The sequence below is a fragment of the Xanthomonas sp. NCPPB 1068 genome, from assembly GCF_041479385.2.
Classification (GTDB): domain Bacteria; phylum Pseudomonadota; class Gammaproteobacteria; order Xanthomonadales; family Xanthomonadaceae; genus Xanthomonas; species Xanthomonas cannabis.
Window position 1 is genome coordinate 2139701 of sequence record NZ_CM192986.1, and the last position, 21876, is coordinate 2161576.

The window sequence follows — 21876 nt, forward strand, 5'->3', positions numbered from 1 at the left end:
GGGGTGTTGCTGCCACGCCCGGGTCGCGAATGGCTGACAAACGATGAAGCGCGCGCGTCAGATGGTGAACGCAGTGGTTTTGTTAGCCGCCTCTTGTCGGAGGCAGTCAGAGGGTGAGGTGAAACGCTTTAGTCGGTCGAGGGCGCGGTGTCCTCACCGCTTGCGGGACACGCCTTGAACCCGTCCCCGCCACACGGTCCCGCAACCGGCAAGGACACCGCACCAGACAGTTGGCCGGCTGTTTTTTTGAAAACATATTGCTCGGCTTGCGGCGCGCAGGCTGGACGTTTCTAGTCTGGTCTTCCGCTCGGCTTGCGATGGAAAGTGGTGAGAGGTTGAGCGGACGCCCAGTGATCCAACCAGAGCACGTCATGCACTGCTTGCAAACACACACGCCGACCATCTCGACAGGTCCTTGCCCGCCCACCGTCGCGGGACCTTACGCGGCATGGATGCCGCGTAAGAGCCTCCATGGACGGATTCACGGCGTGTCCCGCGATGGTGGGCGGGCAAGGGCCCTGCAGCCAAGCAGCAGACCAGCGGATCAGGGCCTTACAGCCAAGTTGCAGATCAGCAGAACAGGGGCCTGCAACCAGGTCACAGATCAGCCGCCCAGGAGCCGAATACCTGGCACCCGCTCTGCCATACATCGGCGGGCGGTCGTTCGTCAGTGGCTGCTGGCGCGCGCGCGCTCAGCGGCCGTCGCGCAGGCGACTGTGACGGTAGCCGTAGCCGAAGTAGACCACCAGCCCGACCAGCGTCCACAGGCCCATCAGCATCCAGTTGTGCAGCGTCATCGCCGACAGCAGCGCAAGGCAGCTCAGCACGCCGGCACTGCAGATCAGCCACGCCGCCGGCATGCGGAACGGGCGCGGCAGTTCCGGGTGGGTGCGGCGCAGGATCAGCACGCCGGCGCAAACCGCGGCAAAGGCGATCAGCGTACCCATCGAGGTCAGCTCGCCCAGCACGTCCAGCGGGAACACGGCCGCCAGCACGGCGATGCCGACACCGGTGATGATGGTGTTGATATGCGGGGTGCGGTACTTGGGATGGATACGGGTGAAGATGGACGGCAACAATCCGTCGCGCGCGATGATCATGAAGATGCGCGGCTGCCCGATGATCATCACCAGCACCACCGAGGACAGCCCGATCAACGCGCCCACTTCGACCACAACGCGCAACCAGGCCAGCTGCGGATGCGCTGCTACGGCGGTCACCACCGGCTCGTCGGTGCCGAGCAGCGTATAGGGCACCAGACCGGTCATTACCGCCGCCATGGCGATGTAGAGCACGGTGCAGATCAGCAGCGACAGCATCATGCCGATCGGCAGGTCGCGTTGCGGCCGGTGCGATTCCTGCGCGGCCACCGACACCGCTTCGAAACCGATATAGGCGAAGAACACCATCGCCGCACCGCGCAGCACGCCTTCCATACCGTACTTGCCCGGGCCTTCGTTGGCCGGGATGAAGGGATGCCAGTTGGCGGCATCGACGTACTTCCAGCCCACTGCGATGACCAAGATGATCAGGCCGGTCTTGAGGATGACCATCGCCATGTTCATTGCCGACGACTTGCGGATGCCCACGTAGCACAGCCAGGTCAGCAACAGCACGATGCCGGCGGCCGGCAGGTTGGCGATCGCACCGGTGGGCTGCAGCTTGCCGTCCAGTGGTGCACTGACCAGCGCGGCCGGCAGGTGGATGTCGAAATGTTCCAGCAGGCTGAGGAAGTAGCCGGTCCAGCTGACCGCCACCGCCGAGGCGGATACGCCATATTCCAGTACCAGCATCCAGCCGATGAACCACGCCGCCAGCTCGCCGAAAGTGGCGTAGGTGTAGGTGTAGGCGCTGCCGGACACCGGCACCATCGCTGCGAATTCGGCATAGGCCATGGCGCAGAACGCGCAGCAGATCGCCGCCAGTACGAACGACAGCACGATCGCCGGGCCGGCATGGTCGGCCGCAGCCTGGCCGGTGATGACGAAGATGCCGCCGCCGATCACCGCGCCGATCCCGAGTGCGGTCAGCCCCCAGGGGCCGAGCGCGCGTTGCAGGCCCAGCCCGTCGGCCGCCTCATGGCTGGCGTGCGGGTGTTTGGTGGCCCAAAGTTGTTTGAACATGCAGCAGTTCCGGCTTGGCGCTGAGCGCGATCATTGAACGAGAAGACCGGCGCTGTGCGCCGGTCTTGAGAGAGCGTCAGGCCCGCTTGGCCAGACGACTGTTGTGGATGCCGTAGCCGAAATAAATACACAGACCAATCACGGTCCAGCCCACGAACACCTTCCAGTGCTCCTGGAATGCCTGGAAGAACAGGAACAGACAGGCCAGCGCCCCCAGCGGGCAGATCACCATCGCCAGCGGCACCCGGAACGGGCGCGGCAACTCAGGCTTGGTGAAGCGCAGCACCATCACCCCGGCGCACACCGTGGCAAAGGCGAGCAGGGTGCCCATCGAGACCAATTCGCCCAGTACGTTCAACGGGATCACGCCGGCCAGCAGCGCAGCGACCACACCAACAAAGAGCGTGCCGACGTAGGGCGTGTGGAATTTGGGGTGCACCTTGCCGAACAGCTTGGGCATCAGCCCATCCTTGGCCATGGTGTAGAAGATGCGCGGCTGCGCCATCAGCATCACCAGCACCACCGAGGACAGGCCGGCGATCGCGCCAATCTCCACCGCGGTCTTGAGCCAGGTCAGTTGTGGGTGCGCCTCCAGCGCGGTGGCCACCGGCTTGGCGGTGCCCAGCTGGGTGTACGGCAGCAGGCCGGTCAGCACCGCACAAACGATGATGTAGATGACGGTACAGATCGCCAGCGACACCAGAATGCCGATCGGCATGTTCTTTTGCGGGTCCTTGGTTTCGCCGGCAGAGGTGGAGACCGCATCGAAGCCGATGTAGGAGAAGAACACGATCGACGCCGCGCGGAACACGCCGTCCCAACCGAACTTGCCCGGACCGGCGTTTTCGGGAATGAAGGGATGCCAGTTGGCGGGGTCGATGTAGGCGATGCCGAAGCCGACGAACAGGCAGATCACCACCACCTTGATCGCCACCACGATCGCATTGGCGAATGCGGACTGGGTGACGCCGACATAACACAGCATGCTCACCGCAGCGACGATCAGCACTGCCGGCAGGTTGACGATATTGCCGGAACTGACAAAGCCGTGGCCGTCCCAGGCCAGTGGCGCACCCGCCAGTTCCGCAGGGAACGGCAGGCCGAGCGTGCCGGTCAGGAAGCTGATCAGGTAGGCGGACCAACCGACCGCGACGCTGGAGCCGGCGAATAAATACTCCAGCACCAGGCACCAGCCGATGAACCAGGCGATGCCCTCGCCGAGCGTGGCATATGAATACGAGTAGGCGCTGCCGGAGACCGGCATCATCGCCGCGAATTCGGCGTAGCACAGGCCGGCGAATGCGCAGGCGATGCCCGCAAACACGAACGACAGCATCACTGCCGGGCCGGCGTGATTGGCCGCCGCCTGGCCAGTCAGCACGAAGATACCGGCGCCGATGACCGCGCCGATGCCGAGCATGATCAGGTGCTTGGCGGTGAGGGTCCGTTGCAGCGTGGCTTCGCCTTGCAGGCTGCCTTCGACCGGTTCGCCCGCGTCGACGCGTCCGGCGGGCTCGATCGGTTTGACCCTCAACAGAGATTTCAGCATTCGGTACGTCCCTAAGTGGCAAAGCGAAGGCGCACGCGCCCGGGCGAAGGTGTGTGCCGCCCCCGAAGGACAGGCAAGCGGCCTACCTTGCCAAAGCTGCACGCTCACGACAAGCACGTACGCAGCATGAATGGCGATAATGGCCGCTTGGCCGACGGGCGACCGGGAACGAGAGATGGTGGATGCAACCTTGCGGCAGCAACTAGCTGCCTACCGCGCACGCTGGCCGGACGAGGCCGTTGTGGCCGACCAGTTTGCGCAGCTGCTGGACGATGCCACCGATCCGTTCCTGCGCGAACGTGTCGAAGGTCATTTCACCGGCTCGGCCTGGGTGGTCAGCGCCGATGGCAGCCGCACCCTGCTGACCCACCACCGCAAGCTGCAGCGCTGGCTGCAGTTGGGCGGGCACGCCGACGGCGACCGCGATCTGGCCCAGGTGGCGCTGCGCGAGGCGGAGGAAGAATCCGGGCTCAGCGGCTTGCGGCTGGCGGACACGGCGCTGTTCGATCTGGACCGTCACTGGATCCCGGCACGCGGCGAGGTGGCCGGGCATTGGCATTTTGATGCGCGTTACGTGGTGATGGCCGGTGCGGACGAGGCGTTCGAAGTCAGCGAAGAATCGCTGGCACTGGCCTGGCGCCCGATCGTCGAGCTGCTTGCAGAACCGGAGCTGGATCCGTCGCTGCGGCGCATGGCCGAGAAGTGGATGGCCCGAGGCGTGTGATGGGTGCTGAGGGGTGCGCCCTCATCCGCCCTGCGGGCACCTTCTCCCGCAAGCGGGAGAAGGGAGTAAGCGGGAGAGCGATGGCCTGCACTTTCTTCACCCGCTTGCGGGAGAAGGGGTAAGCGGGAGACCGATGACCTGCACTTTCTTCACCCGCTTGCGGGAGAAGGGAGCAAGCGGGAGACCGATGGCCTGCACTTTCTTCACCCGCTTGCGGGAGAAGGGGGTAAGCGGGAGACCGATGACCTGCACTTTCTTCACCCGCTTGCGGGAGAAGGGGGCAAGCGGGAGACCGATGAGCTGCACTTTCTTCTCCCGCTTGCGGGAGAAGGTGGCGCAAAGCGCCGGATGAGGGCGCTCGCGCAACAACAGATCAATACAAGACGCGCGTCCGCAACGTGCCTTCGATCAACGCCAGGCCTTCCTTCAACGCGGTGGCCTGCGCCTCGCTGGCGCTGACATCGATCACCACATAGCCGACCTTGGGGTCGGTGCGCAGGAACTGGCCGTCGATGTTGACGTTGTGGCGCGAGAACAGTTCGTTGATTCTGGAGAGCACGCCCGGCACGTTGCGATGGATATGCAGCAGGCGCAGGCTTTCGGCGTGCTCCGGCAACGTCACTTCCGGGAAGTTCACTGCCGACAAGGTGCTGCCGTTGTCGCTGTAGCGCACCAGTTTTGCAGCGACTTCAATGCCGATATTGTCCTGCGCTTCCAGCGTGCTGCCGCCCACGTGCGGGGTCAGGATCACGTTGTCGTGCGCGATCAGTGGCGATTCGAACGCGTCGCCATTGCCCTTGGGCTCGATCGGGAACACGTCCACTGCTGCGCCACCGATCTGGCCTGAGGTGAGCGCCGCATCCAGTGCGGCAATGTCGATGACGGTGCCGCGCGAGGCATTGATCAGATGCGCGCCGGGTTTCATGCGGGCGATTTCCGCCGCGCCGATCATGTCCTTGGTGGATGGTGTCTCGGGCACGTGCAAGGTCACCACGTCGGCGCGGGCCAGCAGGTCGTCCAGGTCGCTCGCCGCGCGCGCGTTGCCCAGCGACAGCTTGGTTTCGATGTCGTGGAAGACCACCTGCATGCCCAACGATTCGGCCAGCACGCCCACCTGCGTGCCGATGTGCCCGTAACCGACGATGCCCAGCACCTTGCCGCGGGTTTCGTGGCTGCCGGCCGCCGACTTGGACCAGCCGCCACGGTGGCATTCGGCATTTTTCTGCGGAATGCCGCGCAACAGCAGGATCGCCTCGGCAATCACCAGCTCGGCCACGCTGCGGGTATTGGAGTAGGGCGCATTGAACACCGGGATCCCGGCCAGCTCTGCGGCATCCAGGTCCACCTGATTGGTGCCGATGCAGAAACAGCCCACCGCGATCAGCCGCTTGGCGTGCGCCAGCACCTCGGCGCTCAGCTGGGTGCGCGAGCGGATCCCGACGATGTGCGCCTCGGCGATGCGCGCAATCAACTCGTCTTCCGGCAACGACTTGGCATGCAGTTCGATCTGCGAGTAGCCGGCGGCGTGGAATACATCCACCGCGGTGGGGCTGATGCCTTCCAGCAACAGCACGCGGATGTCCTGCTTGGGAAACGAGGTTTTCTTCGGCGACATGGGGGAGCGCAATGCAGCAATCGGGTCGGCAACTATGCCAGATGGGCTGCCCGATGGGGCGCTGGCGATGCGGCGTTTGTGCGGCGCCAGCCCTTGCGCTGCAACGGTTTCAGCTGAATCCAACACGGCGCCGGCGCGGCGCATCGCAACTGGACGAGGCCGGCGCACACTGGCACGCTGTGCGGTTCCTACTGCCGCGCCGCGTGCCATGACCGACCCCCGCATTGTTTCGTTGCAACAGGCCGTGCCGGCCCTGCGCCTGAAAACCGAGCCGGCCGACCTGGAACATTACGGCCGCGACTGGACGCGGCGCTGGACGCCCAACCCGCTGGTCATCGCGCTTCCGGGCTCGGTCGATGAGGTGCAGGCGGTGGTGCGCTGGGCCAATGCGCAGGGCGTGGCGGTGGTGCCATCGGGCGGCCGCACCGGGCTGTCCGGCGGCGCGGTGGCCGCCAATGGCGAATTGGTACTGAGCCTGGAACGCTTGAGCAAGCCGCTGGACTTCAACCCGGTGGACCGCACGCTGACCGTGCAGGCCGGCATGCCACTGGAAGCGGTGCACAACGCCGCGCGCGAACAGGGTCTGGTGTACCCGGTGGATTTTGCCGCACGCGGCTCCTGCTCGATCGGCGGAAATATCGCCACCAACGCCGGCGGTATCCGGGTGATCCGCTACGGCAACACCCGCGAATGGGTGGCCGGGCTAAAAGTGGTCACCGGCGGCGGCGAGCTGCTCGAACTCAATAACGCGCTGGTGAAAAATTCCAGCGGCTACGACGTGCGCCATCTGATGATCGGCTCCGAGGGCACCCTGGGCATCGTCGTCGAAGCGACGCTGCGGCTGACCGACCCGCCGCCGCCGAGCAATGTGATGCTGCTGGCGCTGCCCTCGTTCGAGGTGCTGATGCAGGTATTTGCAGCGTTTCGTGCGCAGCTGCGGCTGGAGGCCTTCGAGTTCTTTACCGACCGTGCGCTGGAACACGTCCTCGCGCATGGCGCGCAGGCGCCGTTCGCCGACGTTCACCCGTATTACGTGGTCACCGAGTTCGCCGCCGGGGATGAAGTGCAGGAAGCGGCGGCGATGGCGGCGTTCGAGACCTGCATGGAGCAGGGCTGGGTCAGCGACGGGGTGATTAGTCAGAGCGATGCGCAGGCCGCGCAGCTGTGGCGGCTACGCGAGGGCATCACCGAGGCCGTGGCGCGCTACACCCCGTACAAGAACGATGTGTCGGTGCGCATCTCGGCAATGCCGGCGTTTCTGGCTGAAACACAGTCCTTGCTCAGCCAGGCGTACCCGCACTTCGATGTGGTGTGGTTCGGCCACATCGGCGATGGCAACCTGCACATCAACGTGCTCAAGCCCGACGACACCAGCCAGGCCGATTTTGTCGCTGCCTGCGATCAGGTCACCAAGGTGCTGGCGCATGCGCTGCAGCGTTTTGGCGGCAGCATCTCTGCCGAGCACGGCATCGGCCTGGTCAAGAAGCCGTATCTGTGGAGTACCCGTTCAACTGCGGAGATCGCGCTGATGCGCGGCATCAAACATGTGCTCGATCCTCATCTTTTGCTGAATCCCGGCAAGCTGTTCGACATGGACGACGCGCCCGGCGTCACGCACGCCGGTTAGTCTTTCGGCATCTCACATGGAATCGACATGCCAATGATGCGCTCCCTAGTGTTTTGTGCGTTGACCCTGCTGCCGCTGGCTGCAGCCGCCTCCAGTCTCGCCGGCACGTCGGCCGGCGCATCGTCGGCTGGCTCGTCCAATAGCAGCAGTTCCGGCGACGACAAGGTGGTGGCCGATGCGCGCGAAGATGCGGCCGGCTTCGTTGCCAGCGATGGCGCCATCCGCGGGGCGCGCCTGGAAGCGGCGTTGCTGCAGCTGCGTAGCCGCAGCGATGCGGCGCGTCTGTCCAGCGACCTGGAACTGGCTCAGTCCATTCTGGCGCAGTGAGTCGTCGCCGCCGGTGCGGCTGGCTGTGGCTGGCCGCAGCACTCGCACCGGCGGCGTACGGCCAGCCACAGCCCGCTCCGCCGCTGCAAATTACCGTCGTGCCCGTGGACCTGAGTCCGGAGCAACGCGATGCCAGCCAGGCGCTGGTCCAGCAGGTCGTGCAGCGCCTGCCGCAGGGCTGGGCGCAACGCCCTGCAGCGCCGATCCAGCTGCAATGGCGCCGCGATCTGCCTGCACGCGTGCATGGCCGCGCCATCGGCAACCACATCCTGCTCGATCGCGCCTTGCTGCAGTCGTGGAGTGCGCAGCCGGCACGTGAGCGCGCCGATCTGACCGTACCGGCCACGCGCGCCGCCATGGCGGCGTTGATCCACGAGTTGGCGCATGTGCGCGACCGTGGCGCGGGCAGTGCGCTGTCACGTGACCCCCGCTTGCGCGATCTGGCCGGCTGGCAGGTGCGGCCATGGCGGGTTGGACGCGGCGCAAACCACTTCAGCGACCGCAGCCCCGACGCTTACGAGCGGCATAGCCCTGCAGAGTTCGTCGCGGTCAATCTCGAACATTATGTGCTGGACCCGGACTATGCCTGCCGGCGTCCCGCGTTGGCGGCGTGGTTGTCCGAACAGGTGGGCTCGCCGCAGAACGTCGCATCGTGTGCGCCGACGCTGCCCTACCTGCAGGCCGACAACGATGCCGGGGCGATGTCGCTGCTGAGTCTGGATCCTTCCCGCGTGTATGCGGTGGACTACCTGCTGGCCGAAGGGAACCAGCAGCCGATGAGCCGTTGGGGCCACAGCATGTTGCGGCTGGTGATCTGCGCGCCCGGTCGCATGCCCGGACCGGATTGCCGGCTGGACCTGCAGTACCACCGCGTGCTCTCGTTCCGCGCGTTTGTGGGCGATGTACAGATTTCCAGCTGGCGCGGGCTGACCGGGTCGTATCCGTCGCGGCTGTTCGTGTTGTCGCTGAACCAGGTCATCGACGAGTACACCAAGGTGGAACTGCGCGCGCTCTCGTCGGTGCCGCTGGCGCTGACGCCCGAGGAGATCGCCGCGCTGCTCACGCGTGCAGCGCAGGTGCACTGGAGCTACGACGGGCGCTATTACTTCGTCGGCAACAACTGCGCGGTGGAGACCTACAAGCTGCTGCACGACGGCGTGCCGCGTCTGGGGGCCGCCGATCTGGCGTCGATCACGCCGCGCGGCGTGCGCCAGCGCCTGCAGCGTGCCGGTATCGCCGATATCGGGGTGTTGGACGACCACGCCCAGGCAATCCGCCAGGGCTATTACTTCGAGTCGGCGGCCACGCATTACCAGGCCATGTTCGAGGTGATCCGGCGCGGCATCCCGGTGCCGCAGACCAGCGTGGCGCATTGGCTCGATGCGCAACCCGCCGCACGCGCGCAGTGGTTCGACCAGGGCGGCCTGCGCGAAACCGCAGCGGCGCTGTTGCTGGAGCAGGCGGCACTGCGTCGGCAGGAGTTGCTGGCGCGCGATGCACTCAAACGGTTGCTGCGCCCTGGCGTGGCCGACCGCGTAATGGTGCAGGACCAGCTGCACGCAGTGTTCGCGCAGCAGGCGCAGTTCAGTCGCCCGGCGACGCTGCTGGCCAGCTCCGGTTATGGGCTGCCGCAGACGGACGAACAGCGGCAGCTGGCAGAGCGCGTTGCGCAGGACAGCGGCGTATTGGTCGACGGCTGGAAGCAGTTGCAGCGCTTGGGCCGCCAGCACTTGCCGGCCTACCTGCGCAATGGATTGGAGCAGGGTGAAGCGAATGTAGCGCGTTTGCGTGCGCGCTTGCGTGTGCTGGCGCGCGGTGAGGCGGCTGCCGACAACGTGCAGTCGGACATGCGCACGCCTCTGCAGGTGCAATAGCGAACCAGGCTACGCAAAGGGGGCGTAGCAGAGCCCCTCTCCCGTCGGGAGAGGGGTTGGGGTGAGGAGGACAATGTCCCGAGGGGAGAAGGGATGCTTCAGCCGGCGGGTTGCAGATCCGCTTGCACTGCGTACTGGCGCAGCCATTCGCTGATGTGCGCGTCGTTGCGGTACTGCTGCATCAGCTTTGCAAGCCGTGCCGGCGCCGGTGTGCAGAATTGCGCCACGGCGACTTCGATTTCGTGGCGGCGGTCGGCGTCATACGGTTCCTCGCCGGCGAAGTGCTCGCACGTGTCGTAGTCGTCCACCAGCGCACGCACGTCATCGGGCATGCCGCACAGGCCGGCCGGGTGCTGCAGCCATTCTTCCTCCACCTTGGAGTCGGTGCAGGTTGCCGCAGCCGGCGCCGACGCGGGCGTCGGTACCGGTTCTGCGGTGCAGGCAGCCAGCAGCCCCAGCGACAGGGCTGCGATCAGGCGCCGCATCAGTCGGCGCGGCCAGCAAATTCGCCCGTGGTGGTGTTGACCAGCACGCGCTCACCGTTGCTGATGTACTCGGGCACCATGATTTCCATGCCGGTGTTGAGCTTGGCCGGCTTGGGGCGCTTGGTGGCGGTGCCGCCCTTCAATTCCGGCGGGGTTTCCACCACTTCCAGGGTCACCGTCTGCGGCAACTGCACGGCTACCGGCTGGTCGTCGATCACCTGCACGTAGATGCCGGTCAGGCCATCGGTGATGTAGCCGGCATCGGTGCCGATCACGTCCGCATCCAGCGTGTACGGGGTGAAATCTTCGTCGTCCATGAACACGAAGGCTTCGCCATCCTTGTACGAGAACGTGGACAGGCGGCGCAGCAGCTCGACGTCGGGCAGGTTGTCGTCGGCATCGAAGCTGGCGTCCAGCTTGGCGCCGCCGGGCACGCTGTACATGATGAAGCGGAAGCGCACATTGCCGCCGCGCCCCTGCGGCGAGCTGCGCTCGATATCGCGGATCTGATAAATGCCGCCGTTGTATTCGACGACGTTGCCTTTCTTGATGTCGTTAGCTTTCATGGGAATCGGGAGTTGGGAATGGAGAATCGGAAACGCAGGGACCGGGGGTGGGAGCAGGGCGCCGTTGCGATTCCCCATTCCCGTTTCCCGATTCCCGGCTACTTGGGTGCCAGGCGCACGCCGCCGTCCAGGCGGATCACTTCGCCGTTGAGATAGCGGTTGCGCAGGATGAAGGCGACGGTGTCGGCGTATTCGTCGGGTTGGCCCAGGCGCGAGGGGAACGGAATCGAAGCGGACAGCGATTGCTGCACGGCCTCGGGCATGCCGTCGACCATCGGGGTCCAGAACACGCCGGGCGCGATCGTCATCACGCGGATGCCGAAGCGGGCGAGTTCTCGCGCCATCGGCAGGGTCATGCCCACCACGCCACCTTTGCTCGCGGCATAGGCGGCCTGGCCGATCTGGCCCTCGTAGGCAGCGACCGAGGCGGTGTGGATGATCACGCCGCGCTCGCCGTCGTCACCGGCAGCGTTGTGCTGCATGACATCGGCGGCCGCCTTGGCCACATTGAAGCTGCCGACCAGGTTGACCAGCACGGTGTTGCGGAAGGTCGCCAGCGGCATCGGCGCCTCCTTGCCCAATACGCGCCCTGCGCCCAGGATGCCGGCGCAGTTGACGACAAGCGTGAGCCCGCCCAACGCCTGCGCCGCCTGCGCGATATTGGTTGCCACCTGCGCCTCATCGGTGACGTCGGTGGCGAAGTAATGCGCATTGCCGGCGCCCAGCGCCGCCAGCGCCGCGTCGGCCTTGTCCGCGTTGACATCGAACAGGGCCACCTTGCCGCCGTCGGCCACGATGCGTTGCGCCACGGCCAGGCCCAGGCCGGAGACGCCGCCGGTGACAACGGCAAGAACAGAAGACGGCTGCATGCGATGGTTCCCTGTGATGCGTTGGATGCCGGGCGATGACGGCACGCGAACGGTGGACGAGACGGCCGGCAATTCTAGCCGAAGCCCTTGCGCCAGCGTGCCGGCGACACTGCCGGCGCGCTGCGGTGCCGGTTGATCAGCCGGCGGCCGCGAGCGCCTTGCCGGTCTTGCTGCCGGTCTCGCGACCGAGCAGCTGCGCCAGCCAGCGGCCGGTGCGGGCGAGGGCGGGCAGGTCGATGCCGGTGGACATGCCCAACCCGTGCAGCAGGTACACCACATCCTCGCTGGCGACGTTGCCGCTGGCGCCCTTGGCGTACGGGCAACCGCCCGCGCCGGACACCGCCGCATCGACCACGCGCACGCCCTGTTCCAGGCATGCAGCGATATTGGCCAACGCCTGTCCGTAGGTGTCGTGGAAATGCACGGCCAGCGCCTGCATCGGCACCTCCTGTGCGACCGCGTCCAGCATCTGGCGTGCCTTTGCCGGGGTGCCGACACCGATGGTGTCGCCCAGCGAAATTTCGTAGCAGCCCAGCGTGTACAGGCGCTGCGCGACGTCCACCACATCGGCCACTGGCACCTGTCCCTGGTACGGGCAGCCGAGCACGGTGGAGACGTAGCCGCGCACGCGTACGCCATCGATGGCGGCCTGCTCCAGCACGGGCCGGAACCGCGCGATCGATTCGTCGATGCCGGCATTGGTGTTGGTGCGGTTGAACGCTTCCGATGCAGCCGTGAACACCGCGACCTCGCGCGCGCCTGCGGCATGGGCACGCACATAGCCCTGCAGGTTCGGCACCAGGACCGGGTAGGCGATGCCCGGCGCCTTGCCGATGCCGGCAAGGACATCGGCGGCATCGGCCAGCTGCGGCACCCAGCGCGGACTGACGAAGCTGGTCGCCTCGATGCTGCGCAGGCCGGTGGCCGAGAGTTGATCGATCAACGCAATCTTGTCGGCGGTGGCGACCGGTTGCGCTTCGTTCTGCAGTCCATCGCGCGGGCCGACCTCGACAATGCGGACGAAGTCGCTCATGCGCCCACGTTCCCGCATGCACGCCTGGGCGCGGCCGACGCAACAGCGGTCTCATGTGCGCCCACGTCCGCGCAGGGAGATACAGTGCTCGAGGACATCGGAACGGTGCTCATGCGGCGCGGTGACAGACCGCTTCGAGGTTGTTGCCATCGGGGTCGAGCACGAAGGCGCTGTAATAGTGCGGGTGGTAATGCGGGCGCAGACCGGGCGCGCCGTGATCGCGGCCGCCTGCGGCGAGCGCTGCACGGTGGAACGCGTCCACGCTGGCGCGATCGGCCGCCGCAAGCGCCAGATGCGCGGTGCCGGGAGCCTGCGCATCGGACCCCAGCCAGACGATTGCACGCTCGATGCCGAAGCCGGCGTGCGCGCGGCTGCCGGTCTGGGCCGCGCTCAATTCCACCAGCAGGGTCATGCCCAACGGGGCCAGCGCCGCGCGATAGAACGCGACACTGGCGGCAAGGTCGCCGCAGGCGATGCCAACATGGTCGATCCCGCTCATGCCACGCTCTCCGGCACCCATGCTGGCGCCCGTTTGTCCAGAAAGGCACCAAGACCTTCCTGGCCTTCGGGCGACACCCGCAGGCGTGCGATCCAGGCGGCATTGGCGGCATCGATCGCATCGCGGTCGGCAGGCGGCAGTACCGAACGCACCAGCGTCTTGGCGCTGCTGGCGGCCAGTGGCGCAGCGGCCAGCAGCAGGCGCACCTGCCGCTCCACCGCGATGTCCAATTGGTCGGCCGCCACGAGCTGGTGCAGCAGCCCCAGCAGCTGCGCGGTGCCGGCGTCGAAGATCTCGGCGGTCGCGAACCAGCGGCGCGCCTGGCGCGCGCCGATCGCAGCGATGACATACGGCGAGATCACCGCCGGCAGCAGCCCCAGCTTGCTCTCGGTCAAGCCGAAGCGCGCTTCGGTGCAGCCGATGGCGATGTCGCAGCACGCCACCAGGCCGACGCCGCCGCCGAACGCGGCGCCGTTGACGCGGGCAATGGTGGGCTTGGGCAGTTCGTCCAGGGTGCGCATCAGCTGTGCCAGCGTCATTGCATCGGCAGCGTTTGCGGCCTCGCTGGCGTTGGCCATGCCGCGCATCCAGTTCAGGTCTGCGCCGGCGGAAAATGCATCGCCGGCACCGGTCAGCACCACCACGCGGATGTGGGCTGCGCCGGCTGCCTGTTGCAGGGCCTGGGTAAGGGCGCCGATCAAGGTCGCATCGAAGGCGTTATGCACCGTTGGTCGGTGCAGGCGCAAGGTGCGGACCGGTCCCTGGTCCTCGACGATCAAGCCGGTGTCCTGCATTGCGAACGTCCATGAATGAGATGCGAACCATCATAGCGGTACGGGTCGCCGGAGCCATGACGCGGTGCGTCGATGCTAGAATTGAGAACCATTCCTAACAATCAGGCCGTCTTTGTGACGCTGTCCGACATGCCCTTGCATCGCGCCGCCATTGTGGACTCTGTGGAGGATCGTCTTCCCAACGACACGATCGCCCGGCGCTTGCGCGAGCTTGGCTTTGTCGCAGGGGAGGAAGTGACCGTGCTGGCCACCGGGCCGGTGGGGCGTGAACCCTTGCTGGTGCAGGTCGGTTACACCCGGTTTGCGCTGCGTCGCAGCGAGGCGGCGCGCGTACAGGTGCGCCAAGAGGGGGCATCGGCATGAACGCGGCCAGCGTTCCGCTGCGGCTGGCATTGGTCGGCAACCCCAACAGCGGCAAGACCGCCTTGTTCAACCAGCTCACCGGCAGCCGCCAGAAGGTGGCCAATTACACCGGCGTCACCGTCGAGCGTAAGGAAGGCCACTTCCGTGCCCCGTCCGGGCGCGACTTCGCGGTGCTGGATCTGCCCGGCGCCTACAGCCTGCAGCCGGCCAGCCTGGACGAAGCGATCACCCGCGACCTGTGCCGTGGCTTCTACCCCGGCGAACCCGCACCGGACGTGCTGGTGTGCGTGATGGATGCGACCAACCTGCGCCTGCACCTGCGCTTTGCGCTGGAGTTGCGCGAGCTGGGCCGGCCGATGATCGTGGCCTTGAACATGGTCGACGCCGCGCAGCGGCGCGGCATCGTCATCGATCTGGCGGCGCTGGAGCAGGCGCTGGGCGTGCCGGTGGTCGAAACCGTGGCAGTGCGGCGCGGTGGGGCCAAGGCCCTGGTCGAGCGCATCGACGCGCAGGCCGCCAGCCTTCACGCACCCAGTGCAGCACCGCCGGCGGACGGCAACTACCACGCCCAGGTGCGGCAGATCCTGAGTGCGGCCGTCAGCATGCCGACCCGCACCTCGCGCGTGGACGACGCGCTGGACCGCTGGCTGCTGCACCCGATCTGGGGCCTGGTCACGCTGGCGGTGGTGATGTTCCTGATCTTCCAGGCGGTGTACGCCTGGGCCACGCCGGTCATGGATCTGATCGACGGCGGCACCGCCGCACTGGGCGAGTGGGTGGGCACCACCTTGCCGGAAGGCCCGCTCAACAGCCTGCTCAAGGACGGCATCATTGCCGGCCTGGGCGGGGTGATCATCTTCCTGCCGCAGATCCTGATCCTGTTCGCCTTCATCCTGGCGCTGGAAGAATCCGGCTATCTGCCGCGCGCTGCGTTTCTGCTGGATCGCATGATGGCCGCGGCCGGGTTGTCGGGGCGCTCGTTCATTCCGTTGCTGTCGAGCTTTGCGTGTGCGGTGCCGGGCATCATGTCCACCCGCAGCATCCAGGACCCACGCGACCGGCTGGCCACCATCATGGTCGCGCCGCTGATGACCTGCTCGGCGCGGCTGCCCGTGTATGCGCTGCTGATCGGTGCCTTCATCCCGCAGAAAACCGTGTGGGGCATCTTCAACCAGCAGGGGCTGGTGCTGTTCGCGCTGTATGCCGCGGCCATCGTCAGTGCACTGCTGGTGTCGTGGACCATGAAGAAGTGGCGCCGCGACAAGAGCGAGCACCCGCTGATGCTGGAGTTGCCGTCCTACCGCGTGCCGCAGCTGCGCGACCTGGCGCTGGGCCTGTGGGAGCGGGCCTGGATCTTCCTCAAGCGCGTGGGCGGCATCATCCTGGCGCTGACCATCCTGCTCTGGTTCCTGTTGTCGTTCCCGGCGGCGCCGGCCAATGCCACCTTGCCGGCCATCGATTACAGCTTTGCCGGCCGCATCGGCCATGCAATGGCGGTGTTCTTCGCGCCGTTGGGCTTCAACTGGCAGATCTGCATTGCGCTGATTCCCGGACTTGCCGCGCGCGAAGTGGCGGTGGCTTCGCTGGCCACGGTCTATGCCTTGTCGGCTGCCGATGACGATGCCGCAGCGCAGGCGCTGTCGCCGTTGATCAGCGACGGCTGGTCGCTGGCCACCGCGCTGTCGTTGCTGGTCTGGTACATCTACGCGCCGATGTGCATTTCCACGCTGGCCACGATCAAGCGCGAAACCAACTCGTGGAAGCAGATGACCATCAGCGCGGTGTATCTGTTCGCCCTGGCCTACCTGGCCTCGCTGCTGACCTACCAACTGGCCGTCCTGTTGGGTGCAGGCTGACATGGATCTTTCGCTCACGGTGCAATACGTGGTCATCGCCATCGCGGTGCTGGTCAGCCTGTGGGTGGTGATGAAAAAGCAGTTCCCCGGCACCTTGCGCCGGCTGCGCGGCGCGCTCGCGCTCGCGCTGCTGCGCGCCGGGCGACCTGCCTGGATGCAGGCGGTCGGCCGTCGCGTGGCGCCACCGGCTGCCCAGGGCGCTGCCTCCTGCGGCGGCTGCGATAGCTGCGGCCCGACGCCGCCGCGCAAGCACTGACGCATTCAGCGTCGGCTACACTTGCCCGGCCGCAGGACGCGGCGAAACAAGGGGCGGTGATGCGTTTGCTGGTGTTGTTGGCGGTGCTGGCCGCCGTTGCGGGGTTCTACAACTATGGTGGCAATGCGCTCGATGAAACGCAGGTGCGCGATTTCTACGCCGCCCAGGACAAGGCGATGATGGGTCAGGATGGTGAGGCCCTGTGCGCGATGACCGCGCCGGAATTCGAGATGGTGGTCCTGTACCGCATGGATTCCCATCAAAAGCGCGAGACCACCAATCGCGCCAAGTACTGCAAGTCCAATGGCGAATGGGCGCAGGTGCTCAGCCAGATGCGCCATGTGGCTGAGCCGGAAGAACTGATCGACTACAAGCAGTCGATCACCAGGATCGAGATTGCACCGGACGCGCGGTCGGCGCTGGTGGAGACGCGTGCCACACTCGGCCTGCCGGGCTTGCGCATGACCTTCCGCTCGCGCGACACATTGATCCGCAAACGGTGGAAGACCCTGATCGAACGCAGCGAAGGCACGGCCTGGGTCGGCCCCGCGTACCAGTAAGCGGGCGTCGCGCTCGGCAAATGGCGAGCAATGTATCGCTGCAGTGCACAGCGGCGCACTCGCTGGCGTTCGCTATGCTTGGGCCATGACAACCTCCTTCCAGATCTCCCGACGTGCGCAGGCGCTGACCAGTTCGGCGATTCGTGAAATCCTCAAGGTGACCGAGCGGCCGGAGGTCATTTCCTTCGCCGGCGGGCTGCCATCGCCGGCGACCTTTCCGGTCGAGCGCATGCGCGCGGCCAGCGATCAGGTATTGCGCGATGCACCGCAGGCCGCCTTGCAATACGGGCCCACCGAGGGCTACGCGCCATTGCGCGAATGGGTGGCGGCCCGGCTCAGTCGCGATGGCGCGGTCATCCGGCCCAGCCAGGTGCTGATCACCACCGGGTCGCAGCAAGGCCTGGACCTGCTGGGCAAGGTCTTCATCGACGAAGGCAGCAAGGTGCTGGTGGAAACGCCCAGCTATCTGGGCGCGTTGCAGGCGTTCTCGTTGTTCCAGCCCACGTTTGTCGGCATGCCATCGGACGACGAGGGTGTGGTGGTGGATGCGCTGGAGCCGGCGCTGCTGGCCGATGCGCGTTTCCTGTACTGCCTGCCCAATTTCCAGAACCCGACCGGGCGACGCTTGCCGCTGGCGCGACGTCGGGCGCTGGTGGCGCGCGCTGCCGAGGCAGGCGTGCCGCTCGTCGAAGACGACCCGTACGGCGAGCTGTACTACAGCGGGCAGCCGCTGCCGAGCCTGCTGTCGATGAATCCGGACGGCGTGATCTACATGGGCTCCTTCTCCAAGGTGCTCGCGCCCGGTCTGCGGTTGGGCTATGTGGTGGCGCCGGAGGCCGTGCTGGGCAAACTGATCCAGGCCAAGCAGGCGGCCGATCTGCATACGCCGTCGTTCACCCAGCGCGTGGTCTACCAGACGCTGCAGGACAACTTTCTGGATACCCACATCCCGCAGATCCGCGCGCTGTATGCGCGCCAATGCAGCCTGATGCTGGAAGCGCTGGACAGGCATTTTCCGCCCCAGGTGCAATGGAATCGCCCCGAAGGCGGCATGTTCCTGTGGGTGAGCCTGCCGCCCGGGCTGGACGCCACCGCACTGCTGGCGCGCGCCATCGCACGCAATGTCGCGTTCGTGCCCGGCGCACCGTTTTTTGCGACGCTCCCGCAAGCCAACACCTTGCGGCTGTCGTTCGTCACCGTGCCGGGCGAGAAGATCGATGCGGGCATCCAGGTGCTCGGCGAGGTGCTGCGCGAGGCGCTGGCCGAGCTGCCGGGGCAGGGCGCATGAGCGCGCCCGCTACGCTGCAGGACGCGCCGACCGCAACGCGGATCGATAGCGTCGCCATCGGCGTGGCACGCGACTTCACGCGCCCCGGCAGCCGCAGCGCGATCGACAAGCGCGCCGTGCGGGGCTCGGTGCAGGTTGCGGTGGACAGTCTGGCCGGCGACGAGCAGGGCGACCGGCGCGTGCATGGCGGGCCGGACAAGGCGATCCATCACTATCCGCGCGACCACTACGCCGCCTGGCGCAGCGAACTTGGCGCGCATGCGCTGCTGGAAGCTGCCGGCGCCTTCGGCGAGAACCTGAGCAGCACCGGCCTGACCGAGGCCACGGTCTGTCTTGGGGATCGCTTTACGTTGGGCACGGCGGTAGTGGAGGTCTCGCAGTTGCGCCAGCCATGCTGGAAGCTGTCGGACCGCTTCGGCGTGCGCGAGATGGCGCGCCGGGTGCAGGACAGCGGACGCACCGGGTGGTATTACCGCGTGCTGCAACCCGGCGCGGTGGCCGCCGGCGACATGCTCACGTTGCAGGAGCGACCGCATCCGCAATGGACATTGGCCCGCCTGCAGCAGGTGCTGTACGCGCGCACCATCGATACCGCCGCGATCTCCGATGTGCTGACGTTGCCACTTGTGCCCTCGTGGCGCGCGTTGTTCGAGCGTCGCCTGCAGCGCAGCGAGGTCGAAAGCTGGGCCAAGCGCCTGGACGGCATGGGCGACTGAGCAAACGTCGCCCCGGTCGATGTGAGCGGCGATCCCTCACCCAAGCGCCACGCCACCGCAAGCCCCCCGCGCTCCCAAGCCACCCCCCCACCCAACAACCGCCAAACCTCGCCAGCCGCACCAACGGCTCAGCCACAGCACACCGCTCTTACGATTCCCGAATCCCGAATCCCGAATCCCAGCACCTTGTGCAACCCACACCGCATCGCTAGCCTGCGGGCATGACAACGTCTCCTGTAAAAGTGTTGATCCACGGTGCCTCCGGGCGGATGGGCAAGGCCTTGTTGCGCCTGGCGGCCGAAGACGATGGCTTGCATGTCGTCGGCGCAGTGGTGGGGCGCTCGCCCTCGCAGCGGGTGGTCGATGGCGTGCCGTTCTTTGCCGCCAGCGAGCTGGGCGGTGCGCCGGCCTTCGATGTGGCGATCGACTTCAGCCTGCCGCAGGGCTTTGCGCCGGTCCTGGCGTTGTGCACGCAGCGCGGCAAGCCGCTGGTCTCCGGCACCACCGGGCTGGACGAGGCGCAGCGCGCCGCCTTGCTCGATGCCGCGCGGCAGATTCCGCTGGTATGGGCGTCCAACTTCAGCCTGGGGGTGGCGGTGCTCACCGAATTGGTCGAGCGCGCCGCCGGCACCTTGCCCGGATGGGACTGCGACATCATCGAAGCCCATCACGTGCACAAGCAGGACGCACCCTCCGGCACCGCGCTGACGCTGGGCGAAGCGGCCACCGGCAGCGGTGCGCAACCGCGCTTTGCCAGCCTGCGCGCCGGGGATATCGTGGGCGAACACACGGTGCAGTTCACCGGCCTGGGCGAGCGGGTGGAGCTGGTGCATCGCGCAACCAATCGCGACATCTTCGCGCGCGGCGCCCTGCATGCAGCCAAGCGCCTGATCGGGAGGCCGGCCGGTAGCTACCGGGTGCGCGACCTGGTGCTGTAGCGCGCCGCGCAACCGCGCGTGAACGGTTGCCAGGCGCGGCAGCGTATTCATGCCGCTCCGGCGCGGCGTCTGCCGCTTCGGCTGCGCGACAGGGTGGCATGCGGGGGCACTTGCCTTTACAATTCTCGCTTGCCCGAACCAGCGTCGGACCGGTCCTCAGCACCGCGTCCGCGCTTTGCTGCAACCGGAATTTGGCCGGAAGCGCATCGGAGTCCCAGGCAGCCAGAGCGAGACCCCACGTGACCCAACCCGCAATCCTTGTCCTCGAAGACGGCACCGTGTTCGAGGGCGAATCCGTAGGCGCCAACGGGCTTTCCGTCGGTGAAGTGGTGTTCAACACCGCCATGACCGGTTACCAGGAAGTCCTGACCGATCCCTCCTACGCCCGCCAGATGGTCACGCTGACCTATCCGCATATCGGCAACACCGGCTTTACCGATCAGGACGACGAAGCCCGCAAGATCTGGGCCGCCGGTCTGATCGTGCGCGATGTGCCGCGCCGTCCCAGCAACTGGCGCAGCCAGGTGGCCCTGCCCGAGTGGCTGCAGGCGCGCGGCGTGGTGGCCATCTCCGGCATCGACACCCGCAAGCTGACCCGTTTGCTGCGTGAGAAGGGCGCCCAGAACGGCGCGCTGATGGCCGGCGAGATCGACATCGAAAAGGCATTGGAAGCCGCGCGCAAGTTCCCCGGCCTGAAGGGCATGGATCTGGCCAAGGTGGTCTCGACCGAGAGCACGTACAACTGGAAGGAAGGCTCGCTGGATCTGAACTCAGACACCTTCGTACGCGCCGAGTTGAAGCACAAAGTTGTTGCTTACGATTACGGCGTCAAGCTCAACATCCTGCGCATGCTGGCCGACCGTGGTTGCGACGTCACCGTGGTACCGGCCCGCACGCCGGTGGCCGAGGTGCTGGCGATGCAGCCCGATGGCGTGTTCCTGTCCAATGGCCCGGGCGACCCGGAGCCCTGCGATTACGCAATCGCCGCGATCAAGGAGCTGGTCGCGCAGAAGGTGCCGACCTTCGGCATCTGCCTGGGCCATCAGTTGCTGGCGCTGGCCGCCGGCGCGAAGACGGTGAAGATGACCACTGGCCATCACGGCGCCAACCACCCGGTGCAGGATCTGGATGGCGGCCGGGTGATGATCACCTCGCAGAACCACGGGTTTGCAGTGGATGAAAGCAGCCTGCCGGCCAATGTGCGGGTGACCCACCGTTCGCTGTTCGATGGCACCAACCAGGGCATCGCGCTGACCGACGCACCGGCGTTCTCGTTCCAGGGCCACCCGGAAGCCTCGCCCGGTCCGCGCGATGTAGGGCCATTGTTCGATCGGTTCGTGGATCTGATGGCGGCACGCGCCTGATGAAAGCAGGGCTGGCCTCGCTGCCGCACACACGCCATTGGCGGGTGTTCGCGTTGGCGATGCTGGCGCTGTCCGCGTATCCGGCGTTCGTGTTGATCGCGGTGTATTCGCAGTGGATGGGATCCGGCCTCCCGGGCGGACGCAACGGCCCGGCCGATGCCTACCGGCACAGCCTTGCAAGCGCCATCGTTGCCTACACCTTGTCTCCGCGTTGCGTGGATTGGGTGACTGCCGTGATGGAGCGCGGTGGCGTTGGCACTCCGAGCCGCGCGATGGATGCGCACAACAACGGGATTGGCGCGCGCATCGGCGCCGCCGCTCCGAGCTGGGCCGCGATGCAGCGAGAGGTTCGCGCCGCGGTCGACCATGGCGCGATCGACGCCCGATCGCCCGACCAAATTACCTGGCTCGCCGCAACGGCGTGGCAGGACCGACTTTACTGAGGACCCC

23 protein-coding genes are annotated in these 21876 nt (G+C 66.6%); 13 read left to right on the forward strand and 10 right to left on the reverse strand.

The genetic code is table 11. From position 1 onward, the window contains the following. Positions 1–692 precede the first annotated feature (692 nt). A complete protein-coding gene (locus tag ACCQ12_RS09190; RefSeq protein WP_047696289.1) occupies positions 693–2123 on the reverse strand; it encodes an amino acid permease in 1431 nt (476 codons plus the stop codon). A 76-nt stretch (positions 2124–2199) separates the two neighbouring features. Continuing rightward, positions 2200–3672 (reverse strand): amino acid permease, encoded by a 1473-nt coding sequence (locus ACCQ12_RS09195; protein ID WP_047696287.1) that lies wholly within the window; start codon positions 3670–3672, stop codon positions 2200–2202. Between the two features lie 139 nt (positions 3673–3811). Here ACCQ12_RS09195 and ACCQ12_RS09200 point away from each other — a divergent pair, with 139 nt between their 5' ends. Further along, positions 3812–4396, forward strand: a complete 585-nt coding sequence (locus ACCQ12_RS09200; protein ID WP_166745198.1) for an NUDIX hydrolase — start codon at positions 3812–3814, stop codon at positions 4394–4396. Positions 4397–4492: 96 nt separating this feature from the next. Here ACCQ12_RS09200 and ACCQ12_RS09205 read toward each other — a convergent pair whose 3' ends face one another. After that, on the reverse strand, positions 4493–4762 hold the full coding sequence (locus ACCQ12_RS09205) for a hypothetical protein (RefSeq protein ID WP_372383433.1): 270 nt from the start codon (positions 4760–4762) through the stop codon (positions 4493–4495). A 7-nt stretch (positions 4763–4769) separates the two neighbouring features. Continuing rightward, positions 4770–6011 (reverse strand): phosphoglycerate dehydrogenase, encoded by a 1242-nt coding sequence (gene serA / locus ACCQ12_RS09210; RefSeq protein WP_184370508.1) that lies wholly within the window; start codon positions 6009–6011, stop codon positions 4770–4772. 208 nt (positions 6012–6219) lie between these two features. Here serA and ACCQ12_RS09215 point away from each other — a divergent pair, with 208 nt between their 5' ends. The 3 genes from ACCQ12_RS09215 to ACCQ12_RS09225 are packed head-to-tail and all read left to right on the forward strand — an operon-like array spanning position 6220 to position 9839. Further along, complete coding sequence (locus ACCQ12_RS09215) at positions 6220–7638, forward strand: D-2-hydroxyglutarate dehydrogenase (protein ID WP_372383434.1); 1419 nt, start codon at positions 6220–6222, stop codon at positions 7636–7638. Positions 7639–7671: 33 nt separating this feature from the next. Then, positions 7672–7965, forward strand: a complete 294-nt coding sequence (locus ACCQ12_RS09220; protein WP_115004571.1) for a DUF2388 domain-containing protein — start codon at positions 7672–7674, stop codon at positions 7963–7965. Further along, positions 7962–9839, forward strand: coding sequence for a DUF7844 domain-containing protein (locus tag ACCQ12_RS09225; protein ID WP_372383435.1), 1878 nt, complete (start codon positions 7962–7964; stop codon positions 9837–9839). Before ACCQ12_RS09220 ends, ACCQ12_RS09225 begins: the two co-directional genes overlap by 4 nt. Positions 9840–9937: 98 nt before the next feature. Here ACCQ12_RS09225 and ACCQ12_RS09230 read toward each other — a convergent pair whose 3' ends face one another. The 6 genes from ACCQ12_RS09230 to ACCQ12_RS09255 form a co-directional block, all read right to left on the reverse strand. Beyond that, a complete protein-coding gene (locus tag ACCQ12_RS09230; RefSeq protein ID WP_104581424.1) occupies positions 9938–10324 on the reverse strand; it encodes a hypothetical protein in 387 nt (128 codons plus the stop codon). After that, complete coding sequence (gene yeiP, locus ACCQ12_RS09235) at positions 10324–10890, reverse strand: elongation factor P-like protein YeiP (protein ID WP_039410277.1); 567 nt, start codon at positions 10888–10890, stop codon at positions 10324–10326. Before yeiP ends, ACCQ12_RS09230 begins: the two co-directional genes overlap by 1 nt. 98 nt (positions 10891–10988) lie before the next feature. After that, complete coding sequence (locus ACCQ12_RS09240; protein ID WP_166748503.1) at positions 10989–11759, reverse strand: SDR family NAD(P)-dependent oxidoreductase; 771 nt, start codon at positions 11757–11759, stop codon at positions 10989–10991. Between the two features lie 136 nt (positions 11760–11895). After that, the gene (locus ACCQ12_RS09245) at positions 11896–12792 is read right to left on the reverse strand and encodes a hydroxymethylglutaryl-CoA lyase (protein ID WP_047696325.1); all 897 of its coding nucleotides are present in this window, start codon (positions 12790–12792) and stop codon (positions 11896–11898) included. A gap of 109 nt (positions 12793–12901) precedes the next feature. Further along, positions 12902–13291: a VOC family protein gene (locus ACCQ12_RS09250; protein ID WP_039410283.1), complete on the reverse strand. Its 390-nt coding sequence runs from the start codon at positions 13289–13291 to the stop codon at positions 12902–12904. Further along, complete coding sequence (locus tag ACCQ12_RS09255) at positions 13288–14085, reverse strand: enoyl-CoA hydratase-related protein (protein WP_372383436.1); 798 nt, start codon at positions 14083–14085, stop codon at positions 13288–13290. Before ACCQ12_RS09255 ends, ACCQ12_RS09250 begins: the two co-directional genes overlap by 4 nt. Positions 14086–14199: 114 nt before the next feature. Here ACCQ12_RS09255 and ACCQ12_RS09260 point away from each other — a divergent pair, with 114 nt between their 5' ends. The 9 genes from ACCQ12_RS09260 to ACCQ12_RS09300 all read left to right on the forward strand — a co-directional run bounded on the left by ACCQ12_RS09260 (position 14200) and on the right by ACCQ12_RS09300 (position 21869). Beyond that, positions 14200–14448, forward strand: a complete 249-nt coding sequence (locus ACCQ12_RS09260) for a FeoA domain-containing protein (protein ID WP_166749468.1) — start codon at positions 14200–14202, stop codon at positions 14446–14448. Then, complete coding sequence (gene feoB, locus ACCQ12_RS09265; RefSeq protein ID WP_372383437.1) at positions 14445–16304, forward strand: ferrous iron transporter B; 1860 nt, start codon at positions 14445–14447, stop codon at positions 16302–16304. Before ACCQ12_RS09260 ends, feoB begins: the two co-directional genes overlap by 4 nt. Position 16305: 1 nt before the next feature. Beyond that, positions 16306–16560: a DUF6587 family protein gene (locus ACCQ12_RS09270; protein WP_184442453.1), complete on the forward strand. Its 255-nt coding sequence runs from the start codon at positions 16306–16308 to the stop codon at positions 16558–16560. A gap of 59 nt (positions 16561–16619) precedes the next feature. After that, on the forward strand, positions 16620–17120 hold the full coding sequence (locus ACCQ12_RS09275) for a nuclear transport factor 2 family protein (protein WP_372383587.1): 501 nt from the start codon (positions 16620–16622) through the stop codon (positions 17118–17120). Positions 17121–17205: 85 nt separating this feature from the next. Beyond that, complete coding sequence (locus ACCQ12_RS09280; RefSeq protein ID WP_372383438.1) at positions 17206–18408, forward strand: aminotransferase-like domain-containing protein; 1203 nt, start codon at positions 17206–17208, stop codon at positions 18406–18408. After that, entirely contained in the window at positions 18405–19124 is a 720-nt protein-coding gene (locus tag ACCQ12_RS09285) for an MOSC domain-containing protein (protein ID WP_372383439.1), read from the forward strand. The genes ACCQ12_RS09280 and ACCQ12_RS09285 overlap by 4 nt, the downstream gene beginning before the upstream one ends. 221 nt (positions 19125–19345) lie before the next feature. Further along, entirely contained in the window at positions 19346–20062 is a 717-nt protein-coding gene (gene dapB / locus ACCQ12_RS09290) for a 4-hydroxy-tetrahydrodipicolinate reductase (RefSeq protein ID WP_047696246.1), read from the forward strand. 239 nt (positions 20063–20301) lie between these two features. Beyond that, positions 20302–21426 (forward strand): glutamine-hydrolyzing carbamoyl-phosphate synthase small subunit, encoded by a 1125-nt coding sequence (gene carA / locus ACCQ12_RS09295; RefSeq protein WP_372383440.1) that lies wholly within the window; start codon positions 20302–20304, stop codon positions 21424–21426. Beyond that, complete coding sequence (locus ACCQ12_RS09300; RefSeq protein ID WP_166748510.1) at positions 21426–21869, forward strand: hypothetical protein; 444 nt, start codon at positions 21426–21428, stop codon at positions 21867–21869. The genes carA and ACCQ12_RS09300 overlap by 1 nt, the downstream gene beginning before the upstream one ends. Positions 21870–21876 lie beyond the last annotated feature (7 nt).